General features: G+C 65.0%; 23 protein-coding genes. 15 read left to right on the top strand and 8 right to left on the bottom strand.

Annotation, left to right across the window (positions count from 1 at the left end):
• Positions 1 to 164: 164 nt before the first annotated feature.
• From GFD32_RS05030 to GFD32_RS05020, 3 genes are all read left to right on the top strand, one after another.
• The gene (locus GFD32_RS05030) at positions 165 to 1745 is read left to right on the top strand and encodes a thymidine phosphorylase family protein (RefSeq protein ID WP_163575469.1); all 1581 of its coding nucleotides are present in this window, start codon (positions 165 to 167) and stop codon (positions 1743 to 1745) included.
• On the top strand, positions 1745 to 2650 hold the full coding sequence (locus GFD32_RS05025; protein ID WP_163575468.1) for a ribose-phosphate diphosphokinase: 906 nt from the start codon (positions 1745 to 1747) through the stop codon (positions 2648 to 2650). Before GFD32_RS05030 ends, GFD32_RS05025 begins: the two co-directional genes overlap by 1 nt.
• 141 nt (positions 2651 to 2791) lie before the next feature.
• Positions 2792 to 3424, top strand: a complete 633-nt coding sequence (locus GFD32_RS05020; protein WP_163575467.1) for a hypothetical protein — start codon at positions 2792 to 2794, stop codon at positions 3422 to 3424.
• Between the two features lie 20 nt (positions 3425 to 3444).
• Here GFD32_RS05020 and GFD32_RS05015 read toward each other — a convergent pair whose 3' ends face one another.
• Complete coding sequence (locus GFD32_RS05015) at positions 3445 to 3891, bottom strand: M48 family metalloprotease (protein WP_163575436.1); 447 nt, start codon at positions 3889 to 3891, stop codon at positions 3445 to 3447.
• Between the two features lie 131 nt (positions 3892 to 4022).
• Between GFD32_RS05015 and GFD32_RS05010 the strand changes: the two genes are divergently transcribed.
• Both GFD32_RS05010 and gloA read left to right on the top strand, forming a co-directional pair.
• The gene (locus GFD32_RS05010) at positions 4023 to 4781 is read left to right on the top strand and encodes a VIT1/CCC1 transporter family protein (protein WP_163575466.1); all 759 of its coding nucleotides are present in this window, start codon (positions 4023 to 4025) and stop codon (positions 4779 to 4781) included.
• A gap of 111 nt (positions 4782 to 4892) precedes the next feature.
• The gene (gene gloA, locus GFD32_RS05005; protein WP_163575465.1) at positions 4893 to 5426 is read left to right on the top strand and encodes a lactoylglutathione lyase; all 534 of its coding nucleotides are present in this window, start codon (positions 4893 to 4895) and stop codon (positions 5424 to 5426) included.
• Between the two features lie 11 nt (positions 5427 to 5437).
• Here the strand turns inward: gloA and GFD32_RS05000 are convergent, their stop codons facing one another.
• Together GFD32_RS05000 and GFD32_RS04995 are read right to left on the bottom strand one after the other, a co-directional pair.
• The gene (locus tag GFD32_RS05000) at positions 5438 to 6334 is read right to left on the bottom strand and encodes a complex I NDUFA9 subunit family protein (protein WP_163575464.1); all 897 of its coding nucleotides are present in this window, start codon (positions 6332 to 6334) and stop codon (positions 5438 to 5440) included.
• 87 nt (positions 6335 to 6421) lie between these two features.
• On the bottom strand, positions 6422 to 6625 hold the full coding sequence (locus GFD32_RS04995; RefSeq protein ID WP_163575463.1) for a putative motility protein: 204 nt from the start codon (positions 6623 to 6625) through the stop codon (positions 6422 to 6424).
• Positions 6626 to 6850: 225 nt separating this feature from the next.
• On the opposite strand from GFD32_RS04995, the gene GFD32_RS04990 reads away from it, so the two are divergent.
• From GFD32_RS04990 to GFD32_RS04955, 8 genes are all read left to right on the top strand, one after another.
• Entirely contained in the window at positions 6851 to 8506 is a 1656-nt protein-coding gene (locus GFD32_RS04990; RefSeq protein WP_163575462.1) for a putative bifunctional diguanylate cyclase/phosphodiesterase, read from the top strand.
• Positions 8507 to 8758: 252 nt separating this feature from the next.
• Positions 8759 to 9223, top strand: coding sequence for an SUF system Fe-S cluster assembly regulator (locus GFD32_RS04985; protein WP_163575461.1), 465 nt, complete (start codon positions 8759 to 8761; stop codon positions 9221 to 9223).
• A gap of 86 nt (positions 9224 to 9309) precedes the next feature.
• Positions 9310 to 10752: a Fe-S cluster assembly protein SufB gene (gene sufB, locus GFD32_RS04980; RefSeq protein WP_163575460.1), complete on the top strand. Its 1443-nt coding sequence runs from the start codon at positions 9310 to 9312 to the stop codon at positions 10750 to 10752.
• Positions 10753 to 10886: 134 nt separating this feature from the next.
• Positions 10887 to 11639, top strand: coding sequence for a Fe-S cluster assembly ATPase SufC (sufC, locus tag GFD32_RS04975; protein WP_163575459.1), 753 nt, complete (start codon positions 10887 to 10889; stop codon positions 11637 to 11639).
• The gene (sufD, locus tag GFD32_RS04970; protein ID WP_163575458.1) at positions 11636 to 13012 is read left to right on the top strand and encodes a Fe-S cluster assembly protein SufD; all 1377 of its coding nucleotides are present in this window, start codon (positions 11636 to 11638) and stop codon (positions 13010 to 13012) included. The genes sufC and sufD overlap by 4 nt, the downstream gene beginning before the upstream one ends.
• A gap of 13 nt (positions 13013 to 13025) precedes the next feature.
• Positions 13026 to 14285 carry a cysteine desulfurase gene (locus GFD32_RS04965; RefSeq protein ID WP_163575457.1) on the top strand — a complete coding sequence of 420 codons (1260 nt, stop codon included), beginning with the start codon at positions 13026 to 13028 and terminating at the stop codon, positions 14283 to 14285.
• A 31-nt stretch (positions 14286 to 14316) separates the two neighbouring features.
• A complete protein-coding gene (gene sufT / locus GFD32_RS04960) occupies positions 14317 to 14889 on the top strand; it encodes a putative Fe-S cluster assembly protein SufT (protein WP_163575456.1) in 573 nt (190 codons plus the stop codon).
• Between the two features lie 20 nt (positions 14890 to 14909).
• Complete coding sequence (locus GFD32_RS04955) at positions 14910 to 15614, top strand: SanA/YdcF family protein (RefSeq protein ID WP_163575455.1); 705 nt, start codon at positions 14910 to 14912, stop codon at positions 15612 to 15614.
• Positions 15615 to 15646: 32 nt separating this feature from the next.
• On the opposite strand, the gene GFD32_RS04950 is transcribed toward GFD32_RS04955, so the two are convergent.
• From GFD32_RS04950 to GFD32_RS04935, 4 genes are all read right to left on the bottom strand, one after another.
• Positions 15647 to 16087, bottom strand: coding sequence for a hypothetical protein (locus GFD32_RS04950; RefSeq protein ID WP_163575454.1), 441 nt, complete (start codon positions 16085 to 16087; stop codon positions 15647 to 15649).
• An 89-nt stretch (positions 16088 to 16176) separates the two neighbouring features.
• A complete protein-coding gene (gene rimK, locus GFD32_RS04945) occupies positions 16177 to 17085 on the bottom strand; it encodes a 30S ribosomal protein S6--L-glutamate ligase (RefSeq protein WP_163575453.1) in 909 nt (302 codons plus the stop codon).
• A gap of 31 nt (positions 17086 to 17116) precedes the next feature.
• Positions 17117 to 17554 (bottom strand): ATP-dependent zinc protease family protein, encoded by a 438-nt coding sequence (locus GFD32_RS04940; RefSeq protein ID WP_163575452.1) that lies wholly within the window; start codon positions 17552 to 17554, stop codon positions 17117 to 17119.
• An 18-nt stretch (positions 17555 to 17572) separates the two neighbouring features.
• Positions 17573 to 18616, bottom strand: a complete 1044-nt coding sequence (locus GFD32_RS04935; protein ID WP_163575451.1) for a DUF3549 family protein — start codon at positions 18614 to 18616, stop codon at positions 17573 to 17575.
• A 273-nt stretch (positions 18617 to 18889) separates the two neighbouring features.
• Here GFD32_RS04935 and GFD32_RS04930 point away from each other — a divergent pair, with 273 nt between their 5' ends.
• Entirely contained in the window at positions 18890 to 19222 is a 333-nt protein-coding gene (locus GFD32_RS04930; RefSeq protein ID WP_163575450.1) for a YqcC family protein, read from the top strand.
• A 79-nt stretch (positions 19223 to 19301) separates the two neighbouring features.
• On the opposite strand, the gene GFD32_RS04925 is transcribed toward GFD32_RS04930, so the two are convergent.
• On the bottom strand, positions 19302 to 19976 hold the full coding sequence (locus GFD32_RS04925; protein WP_163575449.1) for an OmpW/AlkL family protein: 675 nt from the start codon (positions 19974 to 19976) through the stop codon (positions 19302 to 19304).
• 316 nt (positions 19977 to 20292) lie between these two features.
• Between GFD32_RS04925 and GFD32_RS04920 the strand changes: the two genes are divergently transcribed.
• Complete coding sequence (locus GFD32_RS04920) at positions 20293 to 20589, top strand: hypothetical protein (protein WP_163575448.1); 297 nt, start codon at positions 20293 to 20295, stop codon at positions 20587 to 20589.
• The last annotated feature ends 46 nt before the right edge of the window (positions 20590 to 20635 follow it).

Raw genomic sequence — 20635 nt, 5'->3', positions numbered from 1 at the left:
TGATGCGTGTTGGGCCAGAGCTGGTCGGGGGCCGTTGGCCCAGGGCCTACCGAGGGCTTGCGAGGGAGAATGACGCCCATCCGGGGCGCTGCTAGGATGGAGCTATCCGTCACACGCGTGTCACGTTGCCGGTGTATCCGGCACGTGCTGCAGGGAACGCTGCCATGATCACCGACCGACCCAACGGCGAGACGGTGGACGATACGCTCACGCCGCTGGCGCTGAAGCGCGTGGGTATCGACACCTATCGTGAGAACGTCGCCTACCTGCATCGCGACTGCGATCTCTACCGTGCCGAGGGCTTTCAGGCACTGGCCAAGGTGGAGGTGCGCGCCAACGGCCAGTGCATTCTGGCGAGCCTCAACGTGGTCGACGACCCCGCCATCGTCGACTGCGTCCAACTCGGGCTCTCGGAGGATGCCTTTCATGCCCTGGGGGTCGAAGAGGGCCATCCGGTCAGCGTCTCACAGGCCGAGCCGCCGGCGTCGATCCCCGCCCTGCACCGCAAGATCGCCGGCGAGCGCCTGTCTCGCGAGGATTTTCACGCCATCGTTCGTGACATCGCCGAGCTGCGCTACTCCAAGATCGAGCTCACCGCTTTCGTGGTCGCCTGTGATCGCGGCGAGCTCGACCGCGAGGAGGTGTTCTATCTCAGCGATGCCATGAGCCGGGTGGGCCGCCGTCTCGATTGGCACGAGCAACCGGTGGTCGACAAGCACTGCATCGGCGGCATTCCCGGCAATCGCACCTCGCTGTTGGTGGTGCCCATCGTCGCCGCCCATGGCCTGCTGTGCCCCAAGACGTCGTCGCGAGCCATCACCTCGCCGGCCGGCACCGCCGACACCATGGAGATGCTGGCCAACGTCGATCTCCCGTTCGATACCCTCGGGGAGATCGTGCGCACCCACCGCGGCTGTCTGGCGTGGGGCGGCACCAGTCAGCTGTCGCCCGCCGATGACGTGCTGATCGCCGTGGAGCGGCCACTCTCCATCGACTCGCCCGGCCAGATGGTCGCCTCGATTCTCTCCAAGAAGGTGGCTGCCGGCTCCACTCACCTGCTGCTCGACATTCCGGTGGGGCCGCATGCCAAGGTGCACTCCATGCCCGAGGCGCGCCAGTTGCGCAAGCTGTTCGAGTACGTCGCCAAGTGCCTGGGGCTGACCCTCGACGTGGTCATCACCGATGGCCGCCAGCCCATCGGGCGTGGCATCGGGCCTGTGCTCGAAGCGCGCGACGCCATGCGGGTACTCGCCAATCACCCCGAAGCGCCCATGGACCTGCGGCAGAAATCGCTGCGCCTGGCCGGTCGTATGCTCGAGTTCGACCCCGACGTGCGCGGCGGCGACGGTTTCGCCATCGCCCGGGACATCCTCGATTCGGGGCGGGCCCTGGAGAAGATGCGCGCCATCATTGCTGCCCAGGGCGAGAAACCCTTCGACCCCGAAGCGCCACCGCTGGCGCCCCAGCACTTCGAGGTGGTCGCCCCGCGGGCCGGCGTGGTGATCGCGCTGGACAACCTGAAACTGGCACGCATCGCGCGTCTTGCCGGTGCGCCCAAGGCAGTTGGAGCCGGTGTGGACATGCAGGTGCGCATCGGTGATTCGGTCGAGGCTGGCCAGCCGCTCTACCGGGTCCATGCCGCCTATCGCAACGAGATGACTTTCGCCCATCAGGCCAGCGAACGTGACAGCGGCGTGACGCTCGGCAGCCGAGAGTCGATCCAGTGTCTCAACGTGGAGTTCTGATGAGCCCTGAACTGCTCCATTTTTCCGATGAAGCGGCGCCGGCGCGACGCTTGGCGGAGGCGGCGGGTCTGAGCGCTGGCGTCGTGGAGCGCCACCGCTTTCCCGATGAGGAGCTGAAGCTTCGACTGCCCTTCGCTGGGCGGAATGACGTGCCGGAAACGCTGGTGGTCTATCGCAGTCTCGACCGCCCCAACGAGAAACTGGTCGAGCTGTTGCTGATTGCCCGCCATGTACGCGAGCGGGGCGTGAAGCGCGTGGTGCTGGTTGCCCCCTATCTCGCCTACATGCGCCAGGACACGGCCTTCCAGCCCGGCGAGATCGTCAGCCAGGCCATCGTGGGTGGTTTTCTGGCCGAACTCTTCGATGCGGTCATTACCGTCGACCCTCATTTGCACCGCATCGAGCGTCTCGATCAGGCGATACCCATCGAACGGGCCATCGCGCTCACCGGCGCACCGCGGCTGGCGGAACTGGTCGCCGAGAAGCGGCCCGGGGCATTGCTGCTGGGGCCGGATGAGGAGGCGCTGCAGTGGGTGCAGCAGGCCGCCGCCGCGACCGGCCTCGATCACGGTGTGTGTCGCAAGGTGCGTCACGGCGATCGCGAGGTCTCCATCGCATTGCCGGCGCTGGAGGTGAAAGGGCGCCAGGTGGTGCTGATGGACGATGTGGCCAGTTCCGGTCATACCCTGGCCGGTGCGGCTCGAGGCGTGCTGGAGGCGGGAGCTGCGTCAGTGGATGTGGCCGTGACTCATGCGCTTTTTGCGGGTGACGCCCTGGCCGTGATCGAATCGTCGGGGGCCGGTCAGGTGTGGAGCACTGACTGCATCGCTCACGCCAGTAATGCCATTGCCATGGCGCCGGTGTTGGCCAGGGCCTTGAATGATATGCTGAAGTGTACGGACTGATGCGGCCTCCCTCCCCGACGCTGCAGACATAATGATAACGAGGCAACGGGCGCCCACGGTGCGCTCGATGGGATCGATACGCCTGCTCGGGTGGCGCCGACAGCGGACGCTGCAAGCAGGCTCGGGAAGGAGTGGGAACGGATGAATTCGATGAATGGAGCCATTCTGCTGGCGGGCCTGGCGATCGCGCTGGCATTGAGTGCCTTGGGGATATTCCTGTACGTACGCCGCGCCCAGCCGGACGACGAGCCCGGCGCGAGCGTGCCGGAGCCATCGCCGAGTGCGACTGCACCGCAGGAGCCTGAGCCGGTGCCGACGAAGGCTGAAACGAGCGAGCCTGAGGCGGAAGCGGTCTCCCACCGATTTCAGGTCGTTCGGGGAGATGGCGTGCAGCAATGTCTGTTCGTGGTATTCGACTGGCCGGCATTGGATACCAATCGGCGACTCAACAAGGTCCTCGAGGAGGAAGGCGCCGTCTTCGATGCCAAGCAAGGCGTTTATGCCATTCGCGACGGACGCGCCGGTTACCGCCTGACGGTGGCCGACAGTACGCCGCCTGGACGGCTGCCGCCACTCCATGAGGCCGGGGAGCACCCCATCGTCGGGGGCATTTCCATTCTGGTGCATTTTCGTAACAAGAAACGGGTCGCCCAGAGTCCGGAAACGCTGATCCGCTTGACCCAGTCGGTGGCGGCCATCGGCGGCAAGATTCTCGATGCCGAGCGCAATGAAGTCAGCACCGAGGACTTTGCTCGTCTGCGCCAGGGACAGTGACGACGAGTTCTGTGGTGTCGTCAGCGCCGCAGTATCCAGTAGCGATGCCCCATGGGCCCTGGGCGCTGATGCAGCGTCGGTGGGTCGTCGGGGACCGTGTCGTCGAACGGGAATGACGGTCGGTCCGGTGGTACCAAAGCCATCAGCCGCCGAATGCGCTCACTGGTGGGTGTGTGCGTAGCCAGTTGATCCAGGTCGGCGGTGTACTCGCGGTTGCGTGACAGGGCGAGCTGCAACAGCGTGCTCAGGGTTGGGGCGAGGGCAACCAGCAGCAGCGTGGCGAAACACAGAACGACCCCGAACGGTCCGGCGAACAGGTAGCCGGGTATCGACAGCACCAGCGCCAGACTGACCATGATCAGCAGTGTCTGCAGGGCATTCTTGATACGGCTGCGCCACAGCCGCTGTGGAGTCGGTGGTATGCTGACCCTTCGTCGCTGGTGTGGCGTTCTGCCGAACGTTGCCATGAACGTCGGTCATCCTCATTATTGTCGGCCGATACAACCGCTTGCCTCGGTCACGGGGCGGATGCTCCACGCGCCGACTGGATGGCTGACGGTGTTAAGGTGACGGTAGGCAGGAACTGTGAGGAAGCGGCATGGATCCACGAAAACGGCGCGAGCTGGAAGCCGAACACCATCCGGATGCGGTTCGCCATCGCCTGAACGCACCGCAGCCGGTGCGTACGGTGCCCGATGCCATCCTGGGTGGCATCGATGGCTGCGTCACCACCTTTGCCGTGGTGTCGGGCGCCTTCGGTGCCGGCTTCTCAGCTACGGTGGCGCTGGTATTGGGTGCTGCCAACCTGCTTGCCGACGGCTTCAGCATGGCGGTGAGCAACTACGAGTCGATTCAGGCCCAGCGGGACTACATCCAGGGCGTGCGTGACCGCGAGCATCTGCATATCGACGAAGTGCCCGAAGGCGAACGCGAGGAGATCCGCCAGATCTTTCGCCGCAAAGGTCTCGAAGGCGCGACGCTGGAGCGTGTGGTCGAGGCGATCACCGGGAATCGCGAGGTCTGGGTCGACACCATGCTCACCGAAGAGCATGGCCTGCAGACGCTGGGGCTGAGCCCGCTGCGCTCTGCGCTCACCACCTTCCTGGCCTTCCTCGTCGTGGGTGCCATGCCCTTGCTGCCCTACACGCTGCCTGCGCTCGGCATTGCTCAGCAGTTTTTCGCCAGCCTTGCCGTGGCGGGCCTGATGTTCTTCGGGATCGGCATGCTGAAGAGCCTGGTCTACGGTCAGCCGGTGCTGAAGTCGGGAGTGCGTACGCTGTTGATGGGCGGGGCCGCGGCGGGCCTGGCCTTTGCCACCGGACATCTTGCCCAGGCGCTATTCGGGGTGGCGCCATGAACGTTGTAAGATGCTCTCCGTGTCGCTTGGCCGGCACCCGCGGGTAACGCTGAGACCCGCTGGGCACGTTTCGTCATTGTGTATCTTCGAGCCGGATCAGAGGAGAGAGTCATGAGTTTCGAGGGAGAACGACATCCCGGCGTGCAGGCGCCGACGCGCGATACCGAGGGATTTCGCCTCAACCACACCATGCTGAGGATCAAGGACCCGGAGAAGGCATTGGCTTTCTATACCCGGGTGTTCGGCATGCGCGTGCTGCGTCGTCTGGACTTCGAAGAGATGCAGTTTTCGCTCTATTTCCTGGCGCGTCCGGAACCTGGCGAGACGGTGCCCGAGGATGTCGGCGAGCGCACCGTGTGGACCTTCAGTCAGCGTGGCGTGCTCGAGCTGACCCACAACTGGGGAACCGAGCACGAACAGGACTTCGCCTACCATGACGGCAATGCCGAGCCTCAGGGGTTCGGGCACATCTGCTTCAGCGTGCCCGACCTGGAGGCGGCCGAGGCCTGGTTCGATGCCAATGACGTGACCTTCGTGAAACGCTCCGACCAGGGCAAGATGAAAAACGTCATCTTCGTCAAGGATGTCGACGGTTACTGGATCGAAGTGGTTCAGGCGAACCGGTTGGCGGCACTTGGCGACTGAGCCGAATCCGCTCAACCACCGGGGAGGCAGCTAGGTAGGCTGTCGCGCAAGGCGTGGGGCAGAATGCCGAGGCTCTCGAACCCGGCGATATCGGGGTTGGCGAGGTTGTTTCGGGACATGAGAATGACCTGGTCTCGCGTGAGGGGCGGATGGGGCAGGATGGATGCCAGCAGCGCCAGCCCGTGCCACACCGCAAGGGGCACCGGGATCAGCGGTCTTTCCCGTCCCAAGTGGGCCATCACCAGGCCCAGTACATCGCGATAGCGAAGCACATCGGGGCCGCCCAGCTCGAAGAGGCGCTGGCGTGGTGGGTGACTGCCGAGGATGCGATCCACGGCGCGCGCCGCATCGCCCACGTGAACCGGTTGCAGGCGCATCTCGCCATGGCCGAACAGGGGGATGGCGGGCAGCCGGGTGAGCCCGGCCAGCGTCGAGAGGAAAGCGTCTTCGGGGCCGAACAGTACGCTGGGACGCAACAGCGTTGCCTGGGGGAAGGCCTCGAGAACGGCGGCTTCGCCGGCGGCCCGAGCGCGCACGTAGGCGGACGGCGACCGGGCGTCGATGCCGATGCCTGAAAGATGCACCAGCCGTTCGACGCCGGCTTCGCGCGCCAACCGAGCCAGCTGCGCGGCGCCGTCGACGTGAATGGCGGCGAAGCTCGAGTCGCGGCGCTGCACGTACAGGCTCACTGCATTGACCGCCCCGTCGGCACCGTCAAGCGCTTCGGTCACCTGACCGGCGTCACGGATGTCGACGCGGATGGTCGACAGTGGGTCGCTGGCGTCCGACCAGGCGGGCAGCGTTGGCAGACGGGCGGCGATTCGTACGTGATGGCCGGCGTCTACCAGCGTGCGCACGATGGCTCGGCCCACGAAACCGGTGCCGCCGAATACCGTAATGGTCGTCATGTTGGCCGCTGCAAAGACGGACGTTACACGCAACTCACCCCGCGCCCTGAGGGCACGGGGTGAGTCATGATGGGGTCAGGGGGCGAATCAGGCGTAGGCGTTGATCTGCGTACCGAGGTTGCCCTCGTCGGCAAGCTCCGGTTCGGCACCGGCCGACTCCATCAGGGCACTGACCTGATCCTTCTGAGACTCAAGCGCTTCCTTGAGCACCTGCATCTGCGCCTGCTGTGCGGTTTGAGCCTGTTCCAGGCCCAGAGAGGTGCCTACGGCACTATTGACGGCGGAATCCATGTCTCGCCTCCTCGATTCAGCGAATGCCTCTTCAACTTATCAGGCGTGGCGCCGTGTTGCAAAGCATAGGCCGGATGGTGCCTTTCCGGTGGCTTGGCGTTGATTGTTCCCCTATGCCGATATGAGCATGGGCAGCTACGCTGCTTTTGGGGACGTCCTTAGAGGGTGGTTCAAGTCATCAGGGAAGGGGACGGCATGGGGACACCGAGAAGAAGCTGGCGGGAGATGTCGTTTCGGCCCGCCTGGGAGACCAGAGGGCCTGCCTTCACACGGGAACTGGCACGGTTGGCGGTGCTTGCCGTGGTGCTGGCGCTGGGCACGCTGATCGTTTACGTCACTGGCGGCACGCGGTTCGCCTATCCGTACCTGATGCTGATCCCGGTGTTGCTCTCGGCTGCCTGGTACGGTGTGGCCGGCGCCATCGTGGTAGCGCTGCTGGCGGGATTGGCCATGGCCGCCATACCGTTGAACGTGGCCACCGGCGAAGCGCAAGGCATGCTGAACTGGCTGATTCGTCTCGGTTTGTACCTGGTCATTGGCGGGTTTGCCGGCTGGCTGTTTTCCCGGCTTCGCAATACCCATGCCGAGCGTGACGTGGCGGCACGTACCGATCCGCGCGTCGGGCTACCCAATCAGGTGGCCATGGAAGAGGATCTGGCCGGCCTACTGGCCGATTCGCCGTGCCGTGATGGCAAGACCGTTGGCCTGATCCTGGTTCAGGTCGCCGACATCACCGATATCCTCGAGGCCATGGGGGCGGACGCCTCCGATGAGCTGGTTAGCTCGATGAGTCGGCGGATCGCCCGCCTGGATGGCGTGAGGGGCGTTTATCGGTTTAGCGGTGCCGAATTGATGCTGCTACTGTGGCCGGTGGATCGTGAAGGCCTGGAACTGACCGCCGAACGATTGGTCGCGCTAGGCGAGGACAACCTGCCGGTGAAGGGCATTCCTGCCCGGGTGCAGCTCGTCCTGGGCAGTACTCTGCCGCGGGATCGGCCAACGCCGGGGGAGCTGGTGCGCGAGGCGCGCATGGCGCTGCTGGCGGCAACGGAAGCGCATCGTTCGCACTGTCACTACCGACCCGAGTTCACTCAGCGCACCGTGCAGACGATCAAGATGATCTCGCGGGTCCGGCATGGCCTCGAGCAGGGTGAGTTCCTGCTCCACTATCAGCCCAAGCTGAAGCTCGCCGACGGCAGCGTGTGTGGCTGCGAGGCATTGATTCGCTGGCAGGGCGACGATGGCCGCCTCATACCGCCGGGGCTGTTCATGCCCAAGGTGGAGAACACCACACTGATCGCGCCGGTCACGCGTTTCGTGGCCGGCGAGGCGTGCCGGTTCGCCAAACGCTTCGCGGGAACCGTCAGTATCAACGTCTCGGCCCGTAACCTCCAGGATCCGGCCCTGCTCGGCGAGATCGAAGCGCTACTCGAGCGTAACGAGTTGTTGCCGTCCCGGCTGGAAGTGGAGATCACCGAAACGGCATTGATGAACGATCTGACGGCGGCACGGGAGGCGCTGGAGCGGCTGCGCAGCTTCGGCATCGGAGTCAGCATCGATGACTTCGGCACGGGCTTCGCCTCCTTCGAGTACCTGCGCTACTTGCCGATCACCGGCCTCAAGATCGACCGTGCCTTCGTCGACGGCCTGGGCCACGACGAGCGGTCGCGCAAGTTGATGGCCTGCCTCATCGACGTCGGCCATGCGTTGGGTCTGGAAGTGACTGCCGAGGGCGTCGAGACAGCCGAGCAGCACCGCATTCTGCGCGAGCTCGGCTGCGATCTGGCCCAGGGCTTTCTGTACACCAAGGCGCTGCCCGCCGACGAGCTGTTCGCTTGGCAGGGTGTCCACGAGGGCAGGGATGACGCCTCCCGGTGGTGATCCTTGCCTGACTTTGCGCTTTTCGCCTCTCCTCCGTGATGCCGTCTTCCAGTTGTGGGGCGGTATTTTTGCCGCCCATAGAATGAGAATGATTGATGTTATTGTCGCTAACGTCCTCGAACATGCCGCCATTCAGCCGGAAAGCGGTGCAAAGGGGACCGTGGGGGTTCACATCGCAGGCATAGAGGACTAAAATGGTCCCCAATACGTTGTGGGTCAGCTCGACCGCCGACCTAGCCTGGAGGAATCGCCATGCTCAAGCTTTCACGGCTGACCGACTACGCCGCAGTGGTGATGGCGCAGATCGCCCGCCATCCCGACCAGTCGCACGCGGCGGGTGAGCTGGCCGAGGCCGTGCAGCTGCCGCACCCCACCGTCAGCAAGACGCTCAAGATGCTGGTGCGAGCCGGTCTTCTTGAATCGCGGCGCGGCGCCCAGGGCGGCTATTCGCTGGCGCGTCCGGCCTCGCAGATCACCGCTCGCGATATCATCACCGCCATTGAAGGGCCTGTGGCGATGACCGAATGCAGCCAGGCGGACGGCGACTGCGATCTGGTGTCGGTATGCGGCGTGGCCGACAACTGGCAGCGCGTGTCGCTGGCCATCCGCACGCTGCTCGACAGCGTGACTCTGGCCCACCTGGCCGACACGACACCGATCAAGCTGCCGGTACATTTACCCATCCAGAGCGTCAGTCTGGCCGCGGATACGGCGTGAGGTCCGCTGCATACCGCGCGATGAACCATCAAGACCACCCTGGCGAGTCGTCCTCGCCGTCCCAACCGCCCGGGAGGGGGAACATCATGGCAAGTGAGGAAATGGAACAGCTCGTCCGTCGCGAATACAAGGAAGGGTTCGTGACCGACATCGAGAGCGATACGGTACCGCCCGGCCTCGACGAGAACACCATCGCCTTCATCTCCAAGAAGAAAGGCGAGCCGGAGTGGATGCTGGAGTGGCGCCTCAAGGCCTATCAGCAGTGGTTGAAGATGACGCCGCCGTCCTGGGCGCATCTCGACTACCCGCCGATCGACTACCAGGCAATCTCCTACTATAGCGCTCCCAAGCGCGACGAGGATCGCCCACAGAGCCTCGACGAGGTCGATCCCAAGCTGCTCGAGACCTACGAGAAGCTGGGCATTCCGCTCCACGAGCGCGCGGCGCTGGCCGGCGTGGCAGTGGATGCGGTGTTCGATTCCGTGTCGGTGACCACCACCTTCAAGGAGAAGCTCCACGAGGCTGGCGTGATCTTCTGCTCCATGTCCGAGGCGATCCGCGACTACCCGGAACTGGTCAAGCAGTACCTGGGCAGTGTGGTGCCACAGGGCGACAATTACTTCGCGGCGCTCAACTCGGCGGTGTTCACCGACGGCTCCTTCGTCTTCGTACCGGAAGGCGTGACCTGCCCCATGGAGCTCTCCACCTACTTCCGCATCAACGAGCGCAATACGGGGCAGTTCGAGCGCACCCTGATCGTCTGCGAGAGCCGCGCTCAGGTGTCGTATCTCGAGGGTTGCACGGCGCCGCAGCGCGACGAGAATCAGCTGCATGCCGCGGTGGTGGAGCTGGTGGCGCTGGAAGACGCCTACATCAAGTACTCCACGGTGCAGAACTGGTATCCCGGCGACGAGGACGGCAAGGGCGGCATCTACAATTTCGTGACCAAGCGTGGCGACTGTCGTGGCGACCGCTCGCGGATCAGCTGGACCCAGGTCGAGACGGGCTCCGCCATCACCTGGAAGTATCCTTCCTGTGTGCTGCGCGGCAAGCACAGCATCGGCGAGTTCTACTCCGTGGCGGTGACCAACGGTCGCCAGCAGGCGGACACCGGTACCAAGATGATCCACATCGGCGAGGGAACTCGCTCGACCATCGTCTCCAAGGGTATCTCCGCCGGTCGCGCCGATCAGTCCTACCGTGGCCTGGTCAAGGTCGGCCCACGGGCCAAGAACGCGCGCAACTTCACCCAGTGCGATTCGCTGTTGATCGGCGACCAGTGCGGCGCTCACACCTTCCCCTATCAGGAGATCGGCAACAGCACCGCCACCGTGGAGCACGAGGCGACCACCTCCAAGATCGGCGAGGACCAGCTGTTCTATTGCCAGAGCCGCGGCATCTCCGAGGAGGACGCGGTGAGCATGATCGTCAACGGCTTCTGCAAGGACGTCTTCCAGGAGTTGCCCATGGAGTTCGCCGTCGAAGCCGAAGCCCTGCTGAATGTCACCCTCGAAGGGGCTGTGGGTTGAAGCCGTCATCGAGCGGCCAGCGATATGAGCGCCGGAAAAGCTCATACGGACCATGGCTTGTCCATGTGACTGAATAACGAACCCATTTGTGCAAGTCGCCGCGGCGGCTCATCAGAATCGAAAAGGTACCGAAGATGCTCGAAGTCAAGGATCTGCACGTCACGGTCGAGGGCCAGGAAATCCTCAAGGGCCTCGATCTGACCATCAATGCCGGCGAGGTCCACGCCATCATGGGCCCCAACGGAGCCGGCAAGTCGACCCTGTCGGCGGTGATCGCCGGCAAGGAAGGGTACGAAGTGACCCAGGGCTCCATCACCTTCGAGGGCAAGGACGTGCTGGAGATGGAGGTCGAGGAGCGCGCCCAGGCCGGTCTGCTGCTCGGGTTCCAGTATCCGGTGGAGATCCCCGGGGTGAAGAACATCTACCTGCTCAAGGCGGCGCTCAACGCCCAGCGCGAGGCGCGCGGCGAAGGCGAGATGCCGGCGCCGGAGTTCATGAAGCTGATCAAGGAGAAGATCGCCTTCATGAAGATGGATCCGAGCTTCCTGCAGCGCGCCGTCAACGAGGGTTTCTCGGGCGGCGAGAAGAAGCGCAACGAGATCCTGCAGATGCTGGTGCTCCAGCCCCGGCTGGCGATGCTCGACGAGATCGATTCCGGCCTGGACATCGACGCCATGCGCGTGGTGGCCGAGGGCATCAATTCGCTGCGCAGCGAGGAGCGCGGCGTCCTGCTGGTGACCCACTACCAGCGTCTGCTCGACTTCGTGGTGCCCGATCAGGTGCACGTGCTGGTCGACGGTCGCATCGCCAAGAGCGGCGATGCCGATCTGGCGCGCGAACTCGAGGCGCGTGGTTACGACTGGGTGGTGGAGGAGTCCGCGGCATGAGCGATGTGCAATCTCCCAGCGACGACGTTCGGCGCTTTCTGGCGCGGCTGACCGATCGCAACGCCAGCCGTGGGCCGGAGCCGACCTGGATCACGGCTCGGCGCCAGGCCGGGGCGGCACGCTTCGAGGCCATGGGCTTTCCCCACCGCCGGGTGGAGAACTGGAAGTACACCGACGTGCGCGCCATTGCGCGGAACGATTTCGCGTTCAGCGACGATACCAGCTTCTCGCCGGCCACGGCGGCGGCGCTGACGCTGCCCATCGAGGCGCACCGTATCACCTTCGTCGACGGCGTCTTCTCCGCGGCGCTGTCGCAGCTCGACGAGCTGCCGGCCGGCGTGTCGCTGCTGCCGCTCTCCCAGGCGCTTGACGAGAACCACGAGGCGGTGGGGGGGCCGCTGGGGCGCCTTACGGGAGTGGAATTCTCGCCCTTCGCTGCACTCAACACCGCCTGCATGGAAGAGGGCGCCGTGCTGCGTCTAGCGCCGGGTACGCTGGTCGACAAGCCGGTCGTGGTGCAGTTCCTCTCCCGGGCCAACGATGCGCCGGTGATGAGCCATCCGCGCATCCTCGTCGAGGCCGGGGCGCGCAGTCAGGCCACCGTCATCGAGCATCACGTGGGCGAGCCGGAGGCGGCCAACTTCACCAACCTGGTGGAGGAGATCATCCTCGAGCGTGGGGCCATACTCGCTCACTACAAACTGCAGGAGGCGCCCCTCGCCGACCTGCACGTGGCCAGCATCCACGTCGAGCAGGGGCGCGACAGCCGCTTCACTTCCTTCAATCTGAATCTGGGCGGCGGCCTGGTGCGCAACGACCTGATCACCGAGCTCAACGGCCAGGGCGCCGAGGCGACCTTCAACGGCCTCTTCTATGGTCAGGGACGTCAGCACGTGGACAACCATACCCTGGCCAACCACAACGCGCCGCACACCACCTCCAACGAGAACTACAAGGGCATCCTCGACGATCGTGCCCATGGCGTGTTCAACGGCAAGGTGGTGGTCAAGCGCGACAGCCAGAAGATCGAGGGCTACCAGAGCAACGCCAACCTGCTGCTCTCCGATCGCGCCGAGATCGACGCCAAGCCGGAGCTCGAGATCTACGCCGACGACGTCAAGTGCTCCCATGGCACCACCACCGGCCAGCTCGACGAGGAGGCGGTCTTCGCCCTGCGCACCCGCGGTATCGACGCTCAGACCGCCCGCGGCCTGCTGACCCTGGCCTTTGCCGGCGAAGTGCTCGATCAGGTGGGGCTGGATGCCATTGCCGAGCGCGTCGAGCGTGCGGTGGCGGGCAAGCTGCCCGAGCGTTTCAACCTCGCCGGGCTGGTGGAGACGGCAGCGGTACTCGATGAAATGGCGGGCGACTGACGGGAGAGCGACCATGAACGACTTGGCAACCAGCGATGCCCACGCGGTTCCGACCCTGGACGTGACGGCCGTGCGGGACGACTTTCCGATCCTGGCGCGCCAGGTTCATGGCCAGCCGCTGGTCTATTTCGACAATGCCGCCACCAGTCAGGCTCCGCGGCAGGTGATCGAGGTGTTCGACGACTATTACGGTCGCTACAACGCCAACATCCACCGTGGGCTGCATACCCTGGCCGACGAGGCGACGGCGGCCTTCGAGGGCACCCGCGATACCGTTCGAGCCTTCCTCAACGCCGCCGATTCCCGCGAGATCGTCTTCACTCGCGGCACCACCGAGGCGATCAACCTGGTGGCCCATGCCTGGGGGCGGGCCAACCTCGGGGCCGGCGACGAGGTGCTGATTTCGCGCCTCGAACACCACTCCAATATCGTCCCCTGGCAGCTGCTCGCTCGGGAGCTGGGCTTCACCATCAAGGTGATTCCCGTTGACGAGCGCGGCGTGCTGGATATCGAGGCTTATCGGGCGCTGTTCACCGAGCGTACCCGGCTGGTGGCGGTCAACCACGTTTCCAACGCTTTCGGCACGGTGAATCCGGTGCGTGAGATGGCGCGCATCGCTCACGATCATGGCGCGCGCATTCTCGTCGACGGTGCTCAGGCCGTCCCCCATCAGGCGGTGGATGTGCGCGACATCGATGCCGACTTCTACGCCTTCTCCGGCCACAAGGTCTATGGGCCGACCGGGGCCGGGGTGCTCTACGGCAAGGCCGAGCTGCTCGAGGCGATGCCGCCCTGGCAGGGCGGAGGAGAGATGATCGCCACCGTCTCGTTCGAGCGCGAAACCACCTTTGCCGACATTCCGCACAAGTTCGAGGCGGGCACGCCGGCCATTGCCGAGGTGATCGCGCTGGGTGCGGCGCTCGACTGGGTGAGCCGGATCGGCATCGACGCCATTGCTGCTTGGGAAGGTCGTCTGTTGACCTACGCCACCCAGCGGATGTCGCGTATCGATGGCCTGCGCATCCTGGGTACCGCACCGGACAAGGCGGGCGTGCTGTCGTTCGTGGTCGACGGCGCTCACGCCCAGGACATCGGTTTGCTCATCGATCAGCTCGGCGTGGCGATCCGTACCGGCCATCACTGTGCCCAGCCGCTGCTGCATCACTTCGGGGTGGAAGCGACTTGCCGGGCATCTTTCGCGGCCTACAACACCCTGGAAGAGATCGACGTCTTCACGCAGGCGCTGGAGCGAGTCATCGGCATGGTCCGCTGAGGGAGTCAGGGTCAAGGACATTGAGAGCGATATGAGCGACATCGAGCAGATAGCCAGCCTCCACAAGGGACAGCAATTGCCCCTGCAGCGCGACGTGGCGGCAATCTCCATTCCCTTCGGCAAGACCGTGACCCTGCCCGAGGACAGCATCGTCAGCGTGATGCAGGCCAAGGGCAGTTCGGTGAGCATCGGCCACGAAGGGCGGCTCTATCTCATCGAGGGCAGCAACCTCGATGCGCTGGGCCTCGAGCCGCTGCCGCGGCCGACCCTGGCCGAAGACGCCACGGACGAGGGCATCGAGCAATTCGTGTGGGACCAGCTGCGTACCTGCTTCGACCCCGAAATCCCGGTCAACATCGTCGATCTGGGGCTGGTCTACGGCTGCCGTATCGAGCGGCTGATCAGCGGCGAACGCATCGTCACCATTCGCATGACCCTGACCGCGCCGGGCTGTGGCATGGGCGACGTGATTGCCGCCGATGCCCGCAACAAGATCCTGGGTGCTCCGCAAATCAGCCAGGTGCATACCGAGATCGTCTTCGACCCACCCTGGAGCCGTGAGATGATGAGCGACGAGGCCAAGCTGGAGCTCGGCATGTTCTGAACCCCGGTGCGGGAAGGGTAATGAAAACGGCGGCGTGGAAGGCGTTCAGGGTCGTATTGATGGGGTCGGGAGCGCTGGCGCTTCTGGCCGCCATGCTGTTCGTGGCAGGAAACGCCTGGGTGCTGACCCAGACCCAAGGGCGCATTGAGCGGATGTTGCCGCAATGTGGCTCCGAGCAGGTGGGTATCGTCTTCGGCACCTCTCACTGGACGCGCAGCGGTGTTCGCAATCCCCATTTCGATGCCCGGATGAGTGCGGCCTCGCAGCTGGTACACCTGGGTCGGGTGCGGCATCTTCTGCTTTCCGGCGACAACCGTACGCGTTTCTACAACGAGCCGATCACGATGTGGCGCGAGCTGCGCGAACGCTACGTGCGTGACGAAGACATGACGCTGGACTACGCGGGATTCAGCACCTTCGATACGCTGGCTCGCGCGCGGGATGTCTTCGGGGTGGAGCGGGCGCTGCTGGTCACCCAGGCGTGGCATCTGCCGCGGGCACTGTTCATTGCCGATGCTCTGGGCCTGGAGGTCGTCGGCTGTGCCGCACCCACGGAGAGAGTGGACGGCCAGTGGCGCCTTCAGGCACGAGAATGGGTAGCGCGGGTTGCCACGCTGGGCGACCTCTACCTGTGGGGACGCGAACCCTACTTTCTCGGCCCTCTGGAGCCGCTGGAGATCGCTCCATCTGCCTGGGAGCTGCCACACGAGGAAGGGCGGGACTAGGTCGGTTCGGAGAGGCGGCCATGCGGCGTTGCTCAGCGGCGCATCTTCTGAAGCGCATACAGCTCGCGAATGAGCGCCCGACAGCCCGTCCAGCAACGCTCGACGGCCGCTTCCACGGGTTCGGGAAGCGGGTGGGTATAGAGAGTGGCCAGCGCCTGCATCAGCACGCGCTCCTGCTCGAGCAGTTCGCCGATCACGACCTGGCTCTCGTTGCCGACGAAGCTCTTCAGCCGGCTCCACAGCCATAGGTAGTCGTCGCGTTCGACGTCGGCATCCCGGGGTAACAGCTTGAGGTGACGCCTGGCCAGTTCCCGCAGTTCCCGCATCGCCTTGCTGCGCGCCTCGTAGTGAGGCTTGAGCGCCTCGCGCAGGGAAGGGCGCAGGCGCTCCAGATTGTCCTGAAAGTAATCGATACTGTCGGCCAGCGCTTCCAGTACGCTGTCCATCGCCACCTGGCGATTGTCGAGAAACATGGGCGGTCACCTCCTCCGGTGACGCCGATTGTGGGGCCGTCGTGGCACTTTTGCCACCCCCGGCGTCGAGAAAATCGTGTGCCGTGGTCTCATCCTTTCGGCTTGGGTGGCGCCTTGCGGGGGGCGACGGCATTTTTCTCCAGGTGCTCGATGATCAACCCGGCGATGTCCTTGCCGGTGGCGCTCTCGATGCCCCGCAGCCCCGGCGAGGAGTTGACCTCCATGATCACTGGCCCGTGGTTGGCGCGCAGCAGGTCGACACCGGCGACGCGTAGCCCCATGGCCTTGGCGGCACGAATCGCCGTGGAGCGCTCTTCCGGCGTGATGCGGATCACGCTGGCACTGCCGCCGCGATGGAGATTGGAACGAAATTCGCCTTCGATGGCCTGGCGCTTCATGGACGCCACCACCTTGTCGCCGATCACCAGGCAGCGGATGTCGGCACCGCGGGCCTCCTTGATGTACTCCTGCACCATGATGTTGGCCTTCAGGCCCATGAAGGCCTGGATCACCGACTCGGCGGCCTGATTGGTCTCGGCCAGCACCACGCCGATGCCCTGGGTGCCTTCCAGCAGCTTGATCACCAGCGGGGCGCCACGAACCATGGTGATCAGATCGGGGATGTCGTCCGGCGAGTGGGCGAAGCCGGTGATCGGCAGGCCGAGCCCCTTGCGCGAGAGCAGCTGCAGTGAGCGCAGCTTGTCGCGGGAGCGGGTGATGGCCACCGAGTCGTTGAGCACATAGGTGCCCATCATCTCGAACTGGCGCAGCACGGCGCAGCCGTAGAAGGTGATCGAGGCGCCGATCCGTGGGATGACGGCATCGAAGGGTTCCAGGTTCTCGCCCTTGTAGTGGATCGAAGGGTGGTGAGCGGCGATGCTCATGTAGCAGCGCAGGGTATCCACCACGCGGATCGTGTGGCCGCGGGTCTCCGCCGCCTCCACTAGGCGGCGGGTCGAGTAGAGATTGCGATTGCGGGATAGCAGCGCGATACGCATCGAGGGCTCCGCGTCGTAGTGTCGGGGGGAGTCAGGGCTCACCGTGCAGGAAAGCGGCGCCGGGGGCGACCAGCAGGCGACGCAGGGCACGGCGACCGAGCAGCATGGGATGACGCATGTCACGGCGATCGGCTAGGGTCAGCTCCACCATCATCTCCATCTGGCCGAGCCGCATGGGCGTGCGGATGACGTAGCGCCACTCTTTGTGACCGTTGGAACTGGTCACGAGGCGGCGATCGTGCAGGTGCAGGCGAAAGACGTGAGCCGGGGTGTCCGGCCCGCCGCTGCGTGTGGTGAAACTGACCCACAGGTGCCCTTGCTCCTCGAAGGTCTCGATGTCCTCGGCGTGCAGCGCGGAAGTGCGCGCGCCGGTGTCGGCCTTGGCGCACAGCGACAGACCGAGCTCCGGCAGGGTGACCATCTCGCGGCGTCCGATCACGGCTTTGGCGGTATAGGGCAGTTCCTTCATGGTGTTCTTCCCCTGTTGTCACGCGTGTCGCTGAGGCGGTCTCGTCAGCTCGGCGAGACGGCGACCGATGGCGGAGTCCGGCTTGGCCTCGCGCAGCGACATTAGCACCGGCAGTCGCAGGCGCGGAATCAGCGCCAGATCGCGAGCCACGGCGGCAAAGTCGCTGCGTGGCGTTTCCGCCAGCCGAGCGAGAAACTGCGGCAGTCTCGAGGCCTCCTCGAGATGCGCCCAGCCACGGCCGGCGATGGCGGCCAGCAGGTCGGGGCCGCAGGCATCGGGGTCGGCCAGCAGCGCATCGAACCAGTCCCCGGCGATGGCCGTATCCGCGCCACCCATGGCGCGCACGCAAGCGCAGAAGGTTTCGACATCGCCCGCTGTGGCGGCATCCTCACCGCGCTGGCGCAGGGCTTGGGCCAGCTCGTCGGGAATGGCGACGTGCTCCAGACAATAGCATAGCGAGGTGAGCACCTCGCTCGGCAGAACGGCGATGCGCCCGGCCAGCGCACGCGCGGCTTCGGCGTCCAGGCGTACGGCGTAGTCGGCCAGGCCCTGCAGCCCCAGTGCCTGCCAATCGATGGCCTGTTGGCCGCTCAGGTAGGCCTCCACCGGTTCCAGATGCTGGCTGGCCGGCTGTCCCCTGTCCCGGGTGGCGCGGGCGTGCAGCATCGCCTGGAAGGGCAGCGAAGGGGTGAAGGCCAACGGGTTGTCCTGCATCAGGTTGTCCACCTCGTCGGGCGCCGATGCGTCGAGGCTGCGCACGTTGCGGCCCAACGTCTCGAGCAGCCGCTGCAGGAAGGCATCGCGAGGCGCCGGGTCCAGCGTCCCCTGTTCGTCCAGTGGCAGGGCCAGGAACCAGATCACTGGGTCCGGCATGTCGCCGACCCGAAACACCAGGCCCAGGCGCGCTTCGCCTTGCCAGGGGGCCGGCCAAGCCAGTTCGCCGCTTTCGAAGGCAGCCAGGGTGTCGAGCGAAAAGGGCTCGACCCGGCGACCCAGGTGGTAGGCACGCACCTCGGCGCCGGTGCGCAGAAAGAACTCGTGAAGGGTATGAATCGGCTGCATGGCGACTCCCGAATCGAAGCGTGCACTCTACCGCGGTGCACCCGACCTTGTCAGCCACCGGGCGGCGTGAACGAGGGCGCAGTGATCAATGATTGATCAAGTCCGTGCAGCGACCGTCATTCGTGACCCGGAGGTGACTTTCCATAGCTTATCCACAGTCTCGTTCAGCGAAGCTGTGAATGATGCGCTGCGAGCCAACGACGAGTTCGCGGGGTGGCCAAGCCCCGAGGCGGGACGGGATAATGAGGGTCAATTCACGCGAGGACTTCGACAATGACGGTTCACGAAGAGCTCGATGTGGCCCTGCGTCGCCTGGAAGCGACCATGAAGGCCACCAACCTGTGGCAGATGGAAGCCCCAGGCCCCGAGGCTTTTACCAGCCAGCAGCCCTTTTGCATCGATACCATGGCGTTGCCGCAGTGGCTGCGCTTCGTGTTCATTGCCCGGCTGGACGCGCTGGTGGAAGCCGAAGCGCCGATGCCCGAGACCTGTGACGTCGCCCCGGCGGTGGAAGCCTATCTGGCCCAGGAGGGCGCGCGCGCCAACGATCGCTTGCTGTTGTGCAAGGCGGTGGAAGAGATCGACCGCCTGGTGACCGACAACTGACGCCGCTGGCTGCCAGTGCCGCGAATGCAGCGAGGCCCGCCAATGGCGGGCCTCGCTGGGTAACGAGCCTGTCAGCGGCTTAGAAGCGATAGCTGAAGCCGGCCATGAAGACCCAGGGATCGATGTTCACGGTACCCACATCGACGCCTTCGATGGAGGCATCGGTGTCGATGTCGATGTACCAGGCGGCGGCGTTGACGGCCCAGTTGTCGTTGATCAGCACGTCGGCGCCCAGCTGACCGGCGGCACCCCAGGAACTATCGAGGTCCAGGTCGACTTCTGCGTCGCCGAGTGCGTGGACGGTCGCTTTCTCGTCAAAGAACCTGGTGTAGTTGAGGCCGATACCGGCATAGGGCTGCACGCGGGCATCGGTGCCGCCCAGCGGGTAGTACTGCAGGGTCACGGTGGGCGGCAGGTGCTTGGTGGAACCGGTGGCGCCACCATCGCCTACATTGATGTCGTGCTTGAAGGGCAGGGCGGCCAGCAGCTCGATGCCCAGTTTGTCGTGGAAGCGATAGCCCAGGGTAAAGCCCAGGTTGGTATCGTCGTCGACATCGGTACCCAGTACCGGCAAGCCAAGGCCGAGCTCGGGTAAATCGAGGTCTCCATTATCGCTCTTGGGGCTGACGTGGGCGATGCCCACGCGGGTGAAGAAATCGCCTTCGCCGTAGGCCAGGGCCTGGGTACTGGCGGTAGCTGCGGCAGCCGCGACGAGGCCGGTGGCGAGCAGGGTAGGCAGAGCGGACTTGCGCATGGAACGACTCCTTTCGGTACGCGTTTCAGAAGAAGCGGCCGCGGCCGCTGCGGTGCAATAGGGCTAGTCTAATAAGCCCACACTGCTTTTTTCTTGATCCAAGGCAATGGTTGCAGCCGACAACTAAAGAGGTATTTCTAATATTTGTTTTGCCGCTGGCCCCAATGCTGAGGAGCAACTGCCTGGTGCCTCAGAGAGCCCTTGTCGGCGAGAAGGCGTCGGATGAATGATTCTTGCCAAGGCAAGGCATTCTCTGCTCGCCGGGTACGTGCAAATCGGCTTCACTGAAGGCGGAAGGGCGTAGAGGAGTGTTGTCATGCAACCGCGCGACGTCGACCGACCGCTGCCTCGGGTGCCGCTGGTGTCCATGCTGGTGGCTGCTGGCCTGGCGCTGTGGCTGCTGTTGCGCCCCGAGCTGCTCAGCGGCCTGGCCATGCCGCTGCGCCTGCCGCTGATCGGTCTGGGGGTATGGGCGCTGGGTTCGGCCTTCATGCAACCGCTGGGGCTCGAGGTTCGCCGCCCCTGGTTGCGCCGTGTCACCATGCCGCCGCTGAGCCTCGCCGCCCTGGCGCTGTTCACGCTGGTGGTGGTGCTCAGAGCCTGGTGGTCGTGAGGGGAGGGAAACGCAACGAGCCGCCCGAGGGCGGCTCGCTGGTCGA

The sequence above is a fragment of the Halomonas faecis genome (genome assembly GCF_010993975.1).
GTDB lineage: Bacteria > Pseudomonadota > Gammaproteobacteria > Pseudomonadales > Halomonadaceae > Halomonas > Halomonas faecis.
Note: the sequence above shows the minus strand (reverse complement) of the source record. Positions and strands in the feature narration are given on the sequence as shown.